The organism is Geothrix terrae (assembly GCF_022808775.1).
Taxonomy (GTDB): Bacteria; Acidobacteriota; Holophagae; order Holophagales; family Holophagaceae; genus Geothrix; species Geothrix terrae.
Map to the genome: position 1 here is coordinate 301,456 of NZ_JAKZLA010000004.1, position 15,327 is coordinate 316,782.

At 69.5% G+C, this 15,327-nt stretch carries 12 protein-coding genes; 4 read left to right on the forward strand and 8 right to left on the reverse strand.

Going from position 1 to position 15,327, the window contains the following annotated elements; translation table 11 throughout:
* Window positions 1-29 precede the first annotated feature (29 nt).
* Window positions 30-1,565: a M28 family peptidase gene (locus tag MLE42_RS10155; RefSeq protein ID WP_243287766.1), complete on the reverse strand. Its 1,536-nt coding sequence runs from the start codon at window positions 1,563-1,565 to the stop codon at window positions 30-32.
* Window positions 1,566-1,695: 130 nt separating this feature from the next.
* Here MLE42_RS10155 and MLE42_RS10160 point away from each other — a divergent pair, with 130 nt between their 5' ends.
* On the forward strand, window positions 1,696-4,971 hold the full coding sequence (locus tag MLE42_RS10160) for a S41 family peptidase (RefSeq protein ID WP_243287767.1): 3,276 nt from the start codon (window positions 1,696-1,698) through the stop codon (window positions 4,969-4,971).
* A gap of 1 nt (window position 4,972) precedes the next feature.
* The gene (locus MLE42_RS10165) at window positions 4,973-6,040 is read left to right on the forward strand and encodes an alpha/beta fold hydrolase (RefSeq protein ID WP_243287768.1); all 1,068 of its coding nucleotides are present in this window, start codon (window positions 4,973-4,975) and stop codon (window positions 6,038-6,040) included.
* A gap of 13 nt (window positions 6,041-6,053) precedes the next feature.
* Here MLE42_RS10165 and MLE42_RS10170 read toward each other — a convergent pair whose 3' ends face one another.
* The 6 genes from MLE42_RS10170 to MLE42_RS10195 all read right to left on the reverse strand — a co-directional run bounded on the left by MLE42_RS10170 (window position 6,054) and on the right by MLE42_RS10195 (window position 11,521).
* Window positions 6,054-6,407 carry a cytochrome c3 family protein gene (locus tag MLE42_RS10170; RefSeq protein WP_243287769.1) on the reverse strand — a complete coding sequence of 118 codons (354 nt, stop codon included), beginning with the start codon at window positions 6,405-6,407 and terminating at the stop codon, window positions 6,054-6,056.
* Window positions 6,408-6,436: 29 nt separating this feature from the next.
* Window positions 6,437-8,122 carry an FAD-dependent oxidoreductase gene (locus tag MLE42_RS10175; RefSeq protein ID WP_243287770.1) on the reverse strand — a complete coding sequence of 562 codons (1,686 nt, stop codon included), beginning with the start codon at window positions 8,120-8,122 and terminating at the stop codon, window positions 6,437-6,439.
* Between the two features lie 47 nt (window positions 8,123-8,169).
* A complete protein-coding gene (locus MLE42_RS10180) occupies window positions 8,170-8,337 on the reverse strand; it encodes a Sec-independent protein translocase subunit TatA/TatB (protein ID WP_243287771.1) in 168 nt (55 codons plus the stop codon).
* Window positions 8,338-8,431: 94 nt separating this feature from the next.
* A complete protein-coding gene (locus MLE42_RS10185) occupies window positions 8,432-9,685 on the reverse strand; it encodes a porin (protein ID WP_243287772.1) in 1,254 nt (417 codons plus the stop codon).
* A gap of 165 nt (window positions 9,686-9,850) precedes the next feature.
* Complete coding sequence (locus tag MLE42_RS10190; RefSeq protein ID WP_243287773.1) at window positions 9,851-10,678, reverse strand: helix-turn-helix domain-containing protein; 828 nt, start codon at window positions 10,676-10,678, stop codon at window positions 9,851-9,853.
* 78 nt (window positions 10,679-10,756) lie between these two features.
* Window positions 10,757-11,521, reverse strand: a complete 765-nt coding sequence (locus MLE42_RS10195; protein WP_243287774.1) for a dienelactone hydrolase family protein — start codon at window positions 11,519-11,521, stop codon at window positions 10,757-10,759.
* A gap of 131 nt (window positions 11,522-11,652) precedes the next feature.
* Here MLE42_RS10195 and MLE42_RS10200 point away from each other — a divergent pair, with 131 nt between their 5' ends.
* Complete coding sequence (locus MLE42_RS10200; RefSeq protein WP_243287775.1) at window positions 11,653-13,614, forward strand: sensor domain-containing diguanylate cyclase; 1,962 nt, start codon at window positions 11,653-11,655, stop codon at window positions 13,612-13,614.
* Here the strand turns inward: MLE42_RS10200 and dut are convergent.
* Window positions 13,593-14,048, reverse strand: a complete 456-nt coding sequence (gene dut, locus MLE42_RS10205) for a dUTP diphosphatase (RefSeq protein ID WP_243287776.1) — start codon at window positions 14,046-14,048, stop codon at window positions 13,593-13,595. The two genes, MLE42_RS10200 and dut, sit on opposite strands and share 22 nt — an antisense overlap.
* Before the next feature lie 144 nt (window positions 14,049-14,192).
* Between dut and MLE42_RS10210 the strand changes: the two genes are divergently transcribed.
* Window positions 14,193-15,323, forward strand: a complete 1,131-nt coding sequence (locus MLE42_RS10210; protein WP_243287777.1) for a hypothetical protein — start codon at window positions 14,193-14,195, stop codon at window positions 15,321-15,323.
* The last annotated feature ends 4 nt before the right edge of the window (window positions 15,324-15,327 follow it).

Below are 15,327 nucleotides of genomic sequence, written 5' to 3' on the forward strand. Positions count from 1 at the left end.
GGCCGAGCCCGGCCACCGCGTTTGATCCCTCAGCGCTCGGTCCCAGCCAGCCGGCCCAGCTCCAGCGCGAAGCGCACCTGCTGCATCAGGCCCGCCAGGTTCCAGGCGGGGTCATAGCGGTCCGAAGGGCGGTGGTAGTGGTTCAGGAAGTCCGAGGCCTTCGCCTGGGCCGCGGCCTTATCGCCCAGGTAGTCCCAGCCGCCGTCCAGCGAGAAGCCCGGCGACAGGGCGGGCACGCCCGCCTTCATGAAGGGGAAGTGGTCCGAGCGGAAGCAGAGGCCCGCGGGGTCCGCCTTCGGCGGCGTGATCACCAGGCCCGACGCGGCTGCCGCCCGGGCGCAGAGGGCGCGGGTGGCCGGATCATCCGACCCCAGCAGACCGATGTCGCGGGTGGGCCCCACCACGTTCAGGCTTTCGAGGTTGATGACAAGCCGGGTCTTCGCCAGCGGCCGCAGGGGCGAGGCCACGTAAGCCGAGGAGCCCAGCAGTCCCTGCTCCTCCCCGCACGGGAAGAGGAACAGCACGCTCCGCGGGAGGGGCTGGGTCGCCAGTGCCTTCGCCAGGGCCAGCACTGCGGCGCAGCCCGTGGCGTTGTCCACGGCGCCGCTGTAGATGGCCCCGTCCGGCGCCTTGCCGAAGTGGTCCCAGTGGGCCGAGTAGATCACGCACTCGTCGCGGAGGGCGGGGTCTGTGCCCGGCAGGAGGCCAGCCACATTCCACTGGTCCAAGGACCGGACAACGGAGCGCAGCGTCCCCTCGGCGCGAAGGGTCAGCGGCACGGGACGGAAGCCCTGGGCATCGGCGCTGGCGGCCAGGGCCCGGAAATCCTGGCCTGCCGCGGCGAAGAGACGGGTGGCGAAGGCTTCGGTGATCCACCCTTGCAGGGCGCCGGACTGGCCTGAACCCTGCTGCTGGAAGCGCTCGCCGGCCCAACCGTTCCGGACCACGGTCCAGCCATAGCCGGCGGAGGCGTCCGTGTGCACCAGCAGCGCGCCTGCGGCGCCTCGGCGGCGGGCCTCCTCGAACTTGTAGGTCCACCGGCCCTCGTAGTTCTCGGGCTGGCAGCAGAGGGGCCTGGGCTGGCCCCCCTTGCGGTCGCCCACGAGCATGACCAGGATCTTGCCGCGCACATCCGTTCCCTTGTAGTCATCCCGGCGACCATCGGGGGCGGCGATGCCATGGCCCACGAAGACCAGGGAGGCGTCCACAGCGAGGCTGGGCTCGGCCCCGGCCGCGCCCACCACGAGATCAGCCCCTAGTACGGCCGCTGTGCCACCCTTCGGCGTCTCGAAGCTGAGACTGCTGGCAGCCGCGTCCAGGCGGACGCCCGCTAGCCGTACGGTCTGGCGGTAGCTGGTGCCATTGGCAGGCTGGAGACCCATCACCTGCAGCTGGGTTTCCAGATACCGCACGGCCAATTCCCCGCCGCGCTGGCCGGTGCCGCGGCCCTCCAGCACATCATCCGCCAGGAAGGCCAGGTGGGCGCGCAGGGCGCCTTCCTCCACCGGGGAGCGCTGGGCCAGCAGGCTCGAGCAGGCGAGGGCGAGGCAGAGGATGGTTCGCATGGCGGACTCCGGGACCACCTTAGCGCGTCCAACGAGCCGGTGTTGTCCAAGGCAACCGTCCATCCACCCTCAACCTTCCGGCCTCCTCCTGCGTATGCTGCCTGGACCCCTCAGGAACCCGGAGAGACGTATGCGCCTGTTGCCCTTCTTCGCCACCGCCCTCGTCGTGGCGGCTTCCGTCAGCGCCTCGGCGCAGATCGACGCCCGCCTGATGCGCTATCCCGACGTGTCGGCGACGCAGATCGTCTTCACCTACGCCAACGACCTGTGGATCGTTCCCAAGGCCGGCGGCACGGCCCAGCGGCTGTCCACCCCCAAGGGCGAGGAGTCCTTCGCCCGCTTCTCACCGGACGGCCGGGAGGTGGCATTCAGCGGCAACTACGACGGGAACCTGGATGTCTACACGCTGCCCGTGGCTGGCGGCATCCCTGCACGGGTCACCCACCACCCCATGGCCGATCGCATGGTGGACTGGACCCCCGATGGCAAGTCCCTGCTCTTCGCCTCGGGCATGGAGTCCGGCAAGGACCGCTTCAACAAGCTCTTCACGGTGGCGAAGGAGGGTGGCCTGCCGAAGGCCCTGCCCCTGCCCTACGCGGAATTCGGCGCCCTGTCCCCGGACGGCAAGGTCCTGGCCTACCAGCCCATCAGCACGGACTTCCGCACCTGGAAGCGCTACCGCGGCGGCATGGCTTCGGAGATATGGTTCTACGACCTGGAGAAGAAGACCGCCAGCCGCCTGCCCAGCGAGGGCGGTTCCAACGACTCCCAGCCCATGTGGTACGGCGGGAAGCTCTACTTCCTGTCGGATCGCGATGCCGTGAAGCGGGCCAACATCTGGTCCTACGATCTGGCCACGAAGGCCTTCAAGCAGATCACCTTCTTCAAGGACTACGACGCCCACTTCCCCGCCATCGGCCCCTCGGACATCGTGCTCGAGGCCGGCGGACTGCTCTACCGGATCGAGCTGCCTTCCGAGCACCTCGTGGAGGTGAAGGTCGAGGTAGTGACGGACCAGGCCACCCTGAAGCCCCGGGAAGAGAACGCCAGCAAGCTCCTGAAGAATCCCACGCTGTCTCCCCAGGGCAAGCGCGCGGTCTTCGAGGCCCGCGGCGAGGCTTTCTCCGTGCCTGCGGACAAGGGCTACGTGATCAACCTCACGCGCACGCCCGGCGCCGCGGAACGCTACCCCGCGCTGTCCCCGGATGGGAAGCAGGTGGCCTATTTCAGTGACCGCAGCGGCGAGTACGAGCTGTGCGTACGGCCCGCGGATGGATCCGGCCAGGAACGCCAGGTCACGCACCTGGGCCCCGGCTTCCGCTACCGCATCTCCTGGTCCCCGGATGGCAAGCACGTCGCCTTCGCGGACCAGGCCATGCACATCAACCTCTGCGACCTGGCCACTGGCAAGGTGCAGACGATGGACAAGGGCCTCTTCCTGTCCGATGGCCCCCTGGAGGCCTTCCGCGCCAGCTGGTCCCCGGACAGCCGCTGGGTCGCCTTCCCCCTCGACACCCCCAACCGCAACAGCGTGATCGCTATCTACGACACGAAGACTGGACAGCGGCACCAGGTGACGGCGCCCTTCTACAACGCCGGCGACCCCGCCTTCGATCCCGAAGGCAAGTACCTCTTCCTCAGTACCGGCCAGCAGTTCGCGCCCACCTACAGCGACCTGGACGGCACCTGGGTTTATGCCGCCACCACCCGCCTGGCGGCCCTGCCCCTGCGCAAGGACGTACCCTCACCCCTGGCCCCCCGCAACGACGCGGACGCGACAAAGGATGAGAAGGCGAAAGACGAAAAGAAGGAAGCCGGCAATGGAGACGCCAAGAAGGACGCCGACAAGCCCGAAGCTCCCAAGGCCGTGGAGATCGACTTTGACGGCCTGGAGTCCCGCATGGTGCTGCTGCCTCCTGTGGCCGGCTACTACACGGACCTGGCCGCCACCAAGGGCAAGCTGGTCTACCGTCGCGCCGCGCAGCTCAACCCCATGGCCGAGACCTTCACGGGCACGCTCTACACCTACAACCTGGAGGAGCGCGAGGAGAAGGCAGTGCTGGCGGACGTGGACGGCGCCCTTCTCAGCGGGGACGGCAAGAAGGTCCTGGTGAATCGGAAGCAGGAGTACGCCCTCCTGGATCTGAAGCCCGACCAGAAGTTCGAGAAGAAGCTGCCCACGGGCGAGCTGATGATGACCGTGGAGCCCCGCGCCGAATGGCAGCAGATCTTCAACGACGCCTGGCGCCTCGAGCGCGACATGTTCTACGACCCCGGCATGCACGGCGTGGACTGGAAGGCCCAGAAGGCGCGCTACGGCAAGCTGCTGCAGGACTGCGTCACCCGCGAGGACGTGAACTTCGTCATCGGCGAGCTCATCTCCGAGCTGAACGCCTCCCACGCCTACCGGGGCGGCGGTGATCAGGAGATGCCGGCCCGGCTCGGTGTCGGCCTCCTGGGCGCGGACTTCGCTCTGGAGCACGGCGCCTACCGCATCAAGACCATCCTGCGCGGCGCGGACTGGGACGCCGGCGTCCGCGGTCCCCTGGCCCAGCCTGGCCTCCAGGTGAAGGAGGGCGACTACCTCCTGGCCGTGAACCGCATTCCCCTCGATCCCCGCGTGGACCCCTGGGCGGCCTTCCAGGGCCTGGCCGGCAAGACCGTGCTCCTCACTGTCAATGACAAGCCCACCCTGGACGGCGCCCGCGACGTGGCGGTGGCGACCGTGGCCAACGACTACCCTCAGCGCTACTGGGCCTGGATCGAGGCCAACCGGCGGTACGTGGAGAAGGCCTCCGGCGGCCGCATCGGCTACGTCTACGTGCCCGACACGGGCCTTGGCGGCCAGACGGACCTGGTGCGCCAATTCCGCGGCCAGTGGGATAAAGAGGGCCTGATCATCGACGAGCGCTTCAACAGCGGCGGCCAGATCCCCGACCGCTTCATCGAGATGCTGGGGCGGAAGACACTCAACTACTGGGGCGTGCGCGACGGCAAGGACTGGCAGTGGCCCCAGATCGCCCACAACGGCCCCATGGCCATGCTCATCAACGGCTGGAGCGGCTCCGGCGGCGACCTCTTCCCCCACTACTTCCGCCAGGCTGGCCTCGGCCCCCTCATCGGCCGGCGCACCTGGGGCGGCCTCATCGGCATCAGCGGCGCCCCCGCTCTCATCGACGGTGGCAGCGTGACCGTGCCCACCTTCGGCATCTACTCCAAGGAGGGCCAGTGGATCGTCGAGGGCCACGGCGTGGACCCCGACATCGAGGTGATGGACGATCCCGCGCTGCTGGCCCAGGGCAAGGATCCCCAGCTCGACCGGGCCATCCAGGAGGTGGAAGCGGCAATCAAGAAACAGCCTGCCGCCACCCGCAAGCCGGCCTATCCTGACCGCTCCGGAAGGTGACATGCGCCCGATCCGTTCTGCCCTCCTGCTCCTGGCGACCCTGGCCGCCAGCCTGCTCCCGGCCCAGGCACCCACAGAGGGCGACGCCCAGCTCCGCGACTTCCGGTTCCAGTCCGGCGAGACGCTGTCCGAGCTGCGTATCCACTACCGCACCTACGGCACGCCGCGGAAGGACGCCTCGGGCGTGGTCCGCAACGCCGTGCTCATCCTGCACGGCACCACCGGAAGCGGGGCCCAGTTCATGGGCCCCGCCTTCGCGGGCCAGCTCTTCGGCCCCGGGCAACCCCTGGATGCCGCGACGTATTTCATCGTGCTGCCCGACGGCATCGGCCACGGGAAATCCAGCAAGCCCAGCGACGGGCTCCACGCCCGCTTCCCCCGCTACGGCTACCTGGACATGGTGGAGGCCCAGCGGCGCCTGCTGGCCGAGGCCCTGGGCGTGACGCACCTGCGGCTCGTCATGGGCACCTCCATGGGCGGCATGCACACCTGGCTGTGGGGCCAGCTCCACCCGGACGGCATGGATGCCCTCATGCCCCTGGCCAGCCTGCCCACGCAGATCGCGGGCCGCAACCGCGCCTGGCGGCGCACGGCCATCGACGCCATCCGTCAGGATCCGCAGTGGCTGGGCGGCGACTATAAGACCCAGCCGGGCTCCCTGCGCCTCGCGGCCCAGATGCTGTGGTTCATGAGCAGCAACTCCGTGCTGCGGCAGGCGGAGACGCCAACCCTGGTCCAGACCGACGCGGCCCTGGACGCCTTCGTGGCGCGCTACACGAAGACCGCCGACGCCAACGATGTGCTCTACGCCCTGGAGGCCTCGAAGGACTACGACCCGGGACCGGGCCTGGAAAAGATCAAGGCGCCGCTCCTGGCCGTGAACTCCGCCGACGACCTCATCAACCCGCCGGAGCTGGGCATCCTGGAGCGCGAGGTCAGGCGAGTGCCCAAAGGCCGCGCCGTGGTGCTGCCGCTGAGCCCTGAAACGCGGGGCCACGGCAGCCACACGGTGGCGGCGCTGTGGAAGGACCTGCTGGTGGACCTGCTGAAGCGGTCGGAACGCCCGTAGGGCGCCATCCCGCTCAGGGCACCTTGAAGGTGAACCGCGTGTGGCAGGGCAGGCAGAGGTTCTCGCTGGCCTTGTGCTCGTGATGGCAGCGGGTGCAGTCCGTCTGGGTGCCGTAGTGCCGGTTCAGGTGGGGGTTCGTGGGCTTCGCCTGAGCTGTGCGGGCGGCCAGGTCCGCCGGGTCGTGGCAGCCCTGGCACTGGCGGAAGGGCACGGCCGTGGGCTTGCCGCTCTTGCCGTGGCACTGGACGCAGGTGACGCCGCGCGCCGCGTGCTTCGAGGTCCACGCCGCGGGAGCGGCGCCCAGGGAGGCTGCCAGCAGGCCGGCGAGGCCGAATCCCAGGATCCGGGAGGGAGTGAGGATGGTCATGTCGTCTCCGTTCGGGCGTCGTCCAGGGGTCAAAGGCGCGCGACGTGGCGGCCCGTCAGGTAGCCGAAGGTGTAGCAGCGCCCCAGGGAGAGGCCGAACACCGTGAGCGGGTAGTCCACGCCGCCGTAGAAGCCGCCGCCGAGGTTGCCGACGAGGAAGAGGCCCTTGATGGGCTTGCCGTCCGCGTTCAGGGCCTGGTGGTGCTCGTCCACCAGCATGCCGGAGCAGATGGCGGACACGCGCACGCGGCGATGGATGCCGTAGAAGGGGGCCTTCAGGATGGGCGCGAGGAAGCTCGCGGGCTTGCCGAAGTCGCTGTCCTTGCCGGAGGCCACCACCTCGTTGTACCGCCTCACCGTGGCCACCAAGGTGGCGGGATCCACCTCGAGCTTGCGGGCCAGCTCCTCCAGGGTGCCGGCCTTGTGGGTGTTGACCTGGGACTCGAACACCCCCTTCTTGGGGCCGGGCTCGTCGGGCATGTAGTTCTTCAGCCCCTCGGGTGGCACCAGCTTGCCCGGCCAGGTGGCCGCCTGGGTCATGTAGTCGGCGTCGAAGACCTGCGAATAGTGCCCGGCGTTCTCCGCGTCTTTCAGGTAGTTGTTCAGCAAGGACATCTCCACCGTCTCGTTGACGAAGCGGCGGCCCTTGCGGTCCACGGCCAGGAAGGGCATGTCGCACATGGAGGCCGGCCCCGCGTCGAAGTCGTGGAGCATCTTGGTGTGCCCGATGGGCTCGAAGACGCCGCCCGCCCAGTAGGCCAGCGCGAAGCCGTCCCCGGTCCTGTCCATCTGCTTGCGCTCCAGGTACTTCACGTCGGGGATGAAGTAGTCCGACATGGCCCTGTTGTTCTGGTAGTCGCCGGTGGCGAGGATGACGCCCTTCTTCGCCAGGAACTTGCGGTACTTGCCGTCGTGGCCCCGGGCGATGACGCCCTGCACCTCGCCCGAGCGGCCCTGCACCAGCTGCACGGCGGGCATCTGGAAGAAGAACTTCACGCCCGCCTTCTCGGCCGTCTTGGCCAGGGCCCGCATGCCGTCGCCGGTGGTGTAGGGCTTCGGGCCGAAGAAGGAGGTGACGTAGCCCATGCTGTAGCCGTTCACCTTGAGAATGGCGCGCTGGGCCGGGCTGCCCTGGTCCACCACCGTCGCGCCGCCCTGCTTCGCGCGGTCGATGACCCAGCGCACGGCCTCGCCGGAGTGGTAGGCCCACTGGCGGATCAGCTTGGGGTCGCAGCGGTGGTTGCTGTCGGCGATGAGGCGCGCCACCAGGGCTTCCACGCCGGCCTTCTCGCTGGCGGCCAGGTCGATGCCGGAACCCGTGTTGCCCTGGGACAGGGCGAAGGGCGCCTTCTGCACCACGGCCACCTTGGCGCCGTGCTCCGCGGCGGACAGGGCCGCGGGCACGCCCGAGGCGCCGGCACCCACCACCACCACGTCGAAGGTCAGGGTTTCTGAGATCTCGCGGTCGCGGATGGGCTTCGGCTTGGGCAGGAAGGTCAGCGTGGCGCCGCCGTCCGTGCTGGTGGCGAAGCCCTCCGCCTTGGGTTCCTTGACGGCCGCGGCCAGGGCCGGGGAAGCCCCCATGCCGAAGAGCCCCACGGCGGCGGCGCCTCCCGCCGCCCGGCCCAAGAAGCTCCGGCGTGACAGGCCCTGCTCCAGCACCCGGCGCGTGTAGGCGTCCGGCCCCTGCCCTTCCTCTCTCGGTTCATCGCTCATGTGTCGTCTCCTTGTCACTCGGATGCGGGGATCGCCGCGCCCTCAGCTCACTCGGCGCGGTCCGTGGCCTCGGCGGTCAGCGCCCGCCCGGCCTTCTTGAATTCGTGGATGCTCTGGCCCAGCGACTTGCCCAGGCTGGGCAGGCGCGACGGCCCGAAGAAGATCAGCAGCGCGCAGCCGATCGTCAGGATCTCGGTCATGCCCAGGTTGCCCATGGCTTGCTCCTCGGATGGAAGCGGCCCCGCGGGAATGCCGGGCGGGAGGGGCCGGGCCGCTTCCAGGGGCCCATCCCGCCCGTTCCCCCCAGGGTCAGAAGGTGTAGAGGATGCCCAGGCCGAAGCCCGTGGTGGAGGCGCCCGGAGCCACGGTGCCCACGGGCGGGAACAGCGCGTAGCTCGCGGACCGCTCGTTGGTCATGCCATAGACCGAGGCGTAGAGGTCCGCGGACTTGGCGAGGCTGTAGCTGTAGCCCGCGCTCCACTGCGCGCCGCCCAGCCCGTTGGTGGTGGCGGGGCCACCGCCCACCACGGTGACGCTGCCGGCGGCCGCCTTGCCGTAGGCGCCGAAGAGCTGGTGCTTCGCCCAGCGCTGCTGGACCAGGACGTACCAGGCGCCGCGCTCGTAGTGGTTGACCTTCCCGTCAACGGTGTCATCCGTGTCGTAGGCCAGGCGCTCCACGATGGCGGAGATCTTGGTACCCGTGGGGAAGGCGTAGCTGCCCACCAGCTCGTGGGCCACGTCCCTGGACGAGGCGTTCGTGGGCGTCGCGCCCGCGGAGCCGCCGAGCTGGGCCAGGCCGAAGTAGTCCTTGTGCTGTTCGTAGCCGTAGCTGAGGGTGAAGGCGCCGCGCTTGTAGGACAGCAGGGCGGAATACAGCTCGGGGCTGATGGAGGGCACGGTGGCGGAGGCGGTGGTCTTGCCCTCGTTCACCGAGTAGGCCACGCGGCCCGAGAAGCCGTTCACCTCGGGGCTCCAGTACTGGATGCTGTTGCCCTGCCGCCGGTTGAAGGCGGCGTCGGCCTTGCCGCTGACGCGGCCGTTCTGGGTGGTGGTACCGGGCACGTTGAAGCCGGGGTTCGCGGTGAGCGCGTTGTCGAAGGGGTTCAGGCCGCGCAGGGCGCCCACGAAGAGGATCGGGTACTTGTAGGGCGTGTCCCAGTTGCCGTAGAACACGCGGCCCCAGGGACCTTCCAGGCCCAGGCAGCTGTTGCGGCTGGTGAGGGAGTTGGGCGCGTCGCCGTCGGGACTCACGGCGCTCTCGATCTGCCAGATGATCTTCAGGTCGTCGCTGACCTTGAAGCTCCCGCGGAAGCCCAGGTTCGACGTGCCCGAGGTCATGCGGTTCCGGGCGGCCAGGTTGCCCGCGTCGCCGGTATAGGCGGAGGCGACCACCTGCGTGGCCCCGCCCGTGGCGGGGGACAGGCCCGGCGCCGTGGCACCGCTGGTCCTGATGTGGTCCACGAAGGGCAGGAAGGTGCCGTAGATCTGCGCCTCGCTCGCCTGGGCGGCGAGGAGCGCGGGCCAGGCACAGGCCAGGGCGGCGGTGAGGGTTCGGAGCTTCAAGACAGACCTCCTCTGTGTTGCCTAGTCGCAACATTTCAACGGTTGAATCCATATATTGACCTCTAGGTTTTCAATTCCCGAGGCAAGGCAAGCTTAGACCTCCCGCGTCCGTCCGGCCTGGTACGGAACGGACAATTTCTGGTGAATCCCGTCCTGGACTCGCCTTCAGGTCGCGCTCTCCAGCTGCCGGGTGCGTCGGAAGGCCGAAGGCGTCTCGCCCGTGGCCTTGCGGAAGGCCTTGGTGAAGTTCGAGTGCTCTTCGCAGCCCAGCAGGGACGCGATCTGCTGCACGCTCATGTCGGTATGCAGGAGCAGCCGCTTGGCCTCCAGCATCACGCGCTCGATGATCAGGGTCTGCGGCGTCTTGCCCAGTACGGCCTTGCAGGCGGTGCCCAGGCGGCGAGGGGTGCAGCGGAGCTTCCGTGCGTAGAACTCCACCTCCTTCTCCTCCTGGAAGCTCTTGTCCAGCTGGTGGAGGAAGGCCTGGAAGAGCTTGAAGTCAGCACCGCTCTGGGTCTGGGCCCGGGCCGCCTGTTCCCGGATGCGGGCCTGGAAGAGGTGCAGGAAGGCCGCCAGCAAGTGCCGGATGGCCGGCCGCGTCTCCTCCCGCGCCACCTGGCCCAGGTCCCAGAGGAGCCGGGCCAGGGCCGACGCCTGGCGCACCAGCGCGTCATCGTGCAGGGGCAGGTTCGGCGCCGCCAGGAAGTCCGAGAAGACCCAGGAGGCGTCGTCGTCCAGGAAGTCCTCGCCGAAGTCGAACATCCAGCCCTCCGCGGGCACGTCCGGCAGGAAGAGGTGTTTCTTCCCCTTGGCGATGAGCATGACCCAGGGCGCCTCCAAGCGCGTCTCGATGCCGTCCACCCAGTGGCTGCCCGTGCCCTTCGTCAGGAAGAACACCTGGTGGAAGGGATGGCTGTGCGGCACCGGCTGGCCCATGAGCCAGTTGAGGTTGCTCCGCTCGTCGAGGGGCCAGACCGTGAACAGCGACTTCATGGGACAACCCTGTGGCTCGAAAGGTCCCGAGGCGGACCATTGTTGACCACAGGGTTATCTTGAGCAAGGTCCCAGGAGCTACTTGCCGAAGATTTCCTTGAAGAAATCCTTCATGTGCTGCCAGCTCCGGCGGTGGGCGGCCTCGTTGTAGGCAGCGCCCTTCGAGTTATCGCTGCCCGCCTCCTTCTGCGTGAAGGCGTGGACGGCACCCGCGTAGGCCACGAACACGTAGTCGGCTTTCGAGGCCCGCATCTCGTCCTGGAAGGCGGCCACGTCCTTGGCGGGCACGAAGGGATCGTCCGCGCCGTGGCACACCAGCACCTTGGCCGTGATGGGGCCGGGCTTGAAGTCCGCGGGCACGTCCAGACCGCCGTGGAAGGACACGACGCCCTTCACGGGAAGGCCGGCGCGCGCCGCTTCCAGGGCCCCCGTGCCGCCGAAGCAGAAGCCGATGACGGCGACGCGGGTCCCGTCCACGCCCTTCTGGGCCTTCAGGGCCTCGAGGGCCGCGGCGATGCGGCGCCGGTAGAGGGCCCGGTCGCCCTTGTACTGGCCCGCCAGCTTGCCGGCCTCGGCGTTGTTCGCCGGGCGCACGCCCTCGCCGTAGATGTCCGCGGCCAATGCCACGTAGCCCAGCTTCGCCAGGTCGTCCGAGACCTTGCGCTCATGGTCCGTGAGGCCCATCCACTGATGGATGATCACCACGCCGGGCACCTTTCCCTTGGCGGGAGTGGGCTTCGCCAGGTAGCCCGAGAGCTTCGTGGCGCCGTCGGCGTAGGTCAGCGGCTGGCCGGCGAGCAGCGGGAGGGTGGCGAGGGAGAGGGCGAGGGCGGCAGATCGCATGGAGCCTCCGGGGTGGAGGGTGATCCTATAGCTGTTCAAACCAGAATTCCAGGGCGGGGGATCCGGACCCGATAAGGGAGGATGAGCCGCTGCGGTCCCGATCCCCGAGCCGGCCCCTCAGGAACCTGGTCATGTCGATCCACCTCCATCCGGACGTCGAGGCTGAAGCCCAGCGTCGGATGACCGCCCAGATGTTCAAGAACGCGCCCTTCACCTGGGGTGCGCACCTGGCCAGCGCCGCCCTGCTGGCCTGGGTGAATGTGACCCAGACCGCCCCAGCGAGGATGGCCTTGGCCTGGTGGGGACTCGTCGCGGCGGCGGCGACGGTCCGCTACGCGCTGGCTCGCGGGTTCGCCGCGGTGGATCCGGATGCCGGTCAGGCCATGATCTGGCGGCGCCGGTACGTGCTGGCCACGGCCTTGGTCTCCGCGGCCTGGGGCCTCGGCGCCGTACCCTTCGTGTGGTACGGCAGCGAGGAGGCGCGGATGTTCACCGGGCTCGTGCTGGCCGGAATCGTGGCTGGCGCCGTGCCCATCCTGGTGGCCGTCCCGGCCGCCCTCCGCGTCTTCGTGGCGCTGGCGGGCGTGCCCATGGCGGTGGCGATCCTGCTCCGGGCCCATTCCGGCCTCCAGTGGGCCTTCGGGTTCATGTGCCTCCTCCTCCTGGGCTACATCCTCGCGGGAACCAAACACCTGCACGAGATGCTCGGCGTCTCGATCCGGCTGGGCCTGCAGCAGGGTCGACTCGCCGAGACCCTCGAACGGGCCCATGCCGCGACGGAGCAGGCCCTCGCCCAGCGGAAGGAGCTGGAGGAGGCGATGCGCCGGGAGCGCGACTTCGCGGAAGGGCTGATCGACACGGCCCAGGCCATCGTCATCGTCCTCGACCCGGAGGGGCGGATCCTCCGCTTCAACCGCTTCATGGAGGAGCTCTCGGGCTACGCCCAGTCGGAGCTCCAGAATGCCGACTGGTTCGCCATCTTCCCGCCGGAGGCGGAGCGGAACGAGGCGCGGGAGCGCTTCCTGAAGGCGGTGGCCGGAGGCCGGGGCACCGCGAACACCAGCGAGATCATCGCCCGGGACGGTCGCCGGATCCTGGTGGAGTGGCACGACAAGCCCCTGAGGGGTGCCGATGGCACCATCATCGGCCTGCTGGCCCTCGGCCAGGATGTCACCGAGCGGGAGAGGCTGGCCGAGTCCCAGCGCCTCCTTTCCGCCGCGGTCGAACAGAGCATCGCCTCCATCGTCATCACCGACGCCCACGCGGACATCCAGTTCGTCAACGCGGGCTTCACCCGGTCCACGGGCTACACGCTGGCGGAAGCGATCGGCCAGAACCCCCGCATCCTCAAGTCCGGCCACACCCCCCGGAAGACCTTCGAGGACATGTGGGCCGCCCTCGAGCGGGGACTCCCGTGGGAGGGGGAGCTGGTCAACCGGAAGAAGAACGGCGAGGAGTACTGGGAGCTGGCCCGCATCTCCCCCGTCGTGGATGCCAGCGGCCGGACGACGCACTACCTCGCCGTCAAGGAGGACATCACCCAGCGCAAGGCCATGGAGGCGGAGCTGCAGCGCCTGGCCACCACGGATCCCCTCACGGGCGTGGCCAACCGCCGCCGCTTCCTCCAGGAGATGGACCTGGAGCTGGCCCGCCACAAGCGCTTCCACAAGCCCGCGGCCTTCCTGCTGCTGGATCTCGACCACTTCAAGCAGGTGAACGACACCTACGGCCACGCCGCCGGGGACCTCGCGCTCAAGCACCTCGCAGAGCTGGCCCGGATGCGGCTGCGGCGGCTGGATCTCTTCGGCCGCCTGGGAGGGGAGGAGTTCGGCATCCTGCTCCCGGGCACAGACCAGGCGGGCGCCATGGCCTTGGCGGAGCACTTCCGGAACCAGGTGGCGCAGGCGCCGGTGCAGTCCAGCGCGGGTCCCATCGCGCTGACGGTAAGCATCGGCCTGACCACCTTCGATCCAGGCGATGCCGCTCCAGACGCCATCCTGGCCAGGGCCGACGCCGCCCTCTATGACGCCAAGGAGGGCGGGCGGAACCGGGTGGTGTCGAATCCGGCTGTTCAGCGCCCCGTGCTGCCGTAGCCGCCGTCGCCGCGCCCGGTGTTGCCCAGGGCCTCGACGCTGGGCTCGGGGAGCCAGGTCCAGCTCTCCACCGGGGCCACCAGGAGCTGGGCGACGCGCTCGCCACGGCGCAGCTCGAAGGGGGCGTCTCCATGGTTGATGAGCAGCACCTGCACCTCGCCCCGGTAGTCGGCGTCGATGGTGCCGGGCGCGTTCAGCACCGTGAGGCCGTGGCGCAGGGCCAACCCCGAGCGGGGCCGCACCTGGCCCTCGAAGCCCTGGGGGATGGCCAACACCAGGCCCGTGGGCACCAGCCGCCGATGGCCTGGCGCGATCGTCCACGCCTCGCCCTCGGGGATCGCCGCCCGCAGGTCCATGCCCGCGGCGTGCGCCGTGGCGGCGGCGGGCAGGTCGAGGCCGTGGCCATGGGGGAGCTGGTGGACCGGGATGCGCATGGAACCAGGGTCCCAGGGGGAAAGGCCGGGACGCAATCCCGGGTTGCGCCTCCAGGCAGCGGTTCCCTTCCTTGGCCCGGGCCCGCGGCTTGATAGACTTGACCTTTGGCCCGGATATCCCGCGCCGTCCTTTTCGGGAGGGTCATGGCCCACAGTGGCCGCCGATGGATCGCGCCGATCCTCGCGGGGCTCGCGCTGGCCGCCCTCGTGGCCTGCCAGCGCGAGGATCCGCAGATCCGTGCGCTGACCGAGCAGGCGGCCCAGGCGGATGAGGCCGCCCAGCAGCTCCGGCAGGCCTGGAGCGCGCAGTTCCGGAGGCTGGCCCTGGTCGGGGTCCGGGATCTCCGCCTGGACGCCAGCCCCATGCTGCTGACGCCGGAGCAGAAACGGGCCCTGGAGGCGCGGATCCGGGTCGAGCGGGACAGCTCCCGGCGCGGCCTCCTCCAGGAGATCCTGGACAAGGAAGCGGGGCTCCGGGCGCTGAGCGATCGGGTCATGGACCTCAAGGCGGCGCTGCCCCCGCCGGAGATCGCGCAGGCGAACGACAGCCACTACGGCCTGGCCCTGCGCTTCCTCAAGGGCCGGGGCCTCTCGGAGGAGGCGGCCCGGAAGACGCTCAGCCACGTGCCCCTGTCCGCGCGCATGGCCCCGGGCTTCGAGGTCTACCACTTCTACGTCCGCGGCGAGTACGGCACCTGGGTGTCCCAGGGCGGGGCCGCGGTATCGCCCCGGGAACTGGACCGCCGGGAGCCCGATCCCCTGCCCGGCCAGCGCGATGCGGCGGTGGCCGCCAGCCGGCGGCTGCAGAAGCAGCTCGGAGTCCTGGAGAACCAGAAACGCGAGATCGAGCGCGAGATCTCCACCCTCCAGGCGGAGCAGCTCAGCTTCCTCGAAGGCCAGGCCCGGCTCCAGTGGGAGAACGCCGACCAGCTGGCCCGGCTGAATTCACTGCACTACCTGGTCGGCGTCCGGGCGGCGCTGGAGAAGGAAGGGATCATCCAGGTCCCCCTGTTCGGCCTGGACCACTCGGGCCCGACCTGGCGGGATGCGGCCTTCACCCGCCACCTGGACCTCCGCACCGGCACCACCCTCGTCATCCGGGCCCAGGAGCTGGGCCTGACGCGCATCGGCAGGGTGATCGTCGTCCCCGGCTCCTACACCGCCGGTGAGCACTACCGCCTGTCCCTCAGCACCGACCGGCAGGCGGCCACGGTGGAACTCCTCGCCCTGCCCCGCTTCAAGAACGACAAGGTGGTGTTCGCCGTCGAGGAGTGACCGC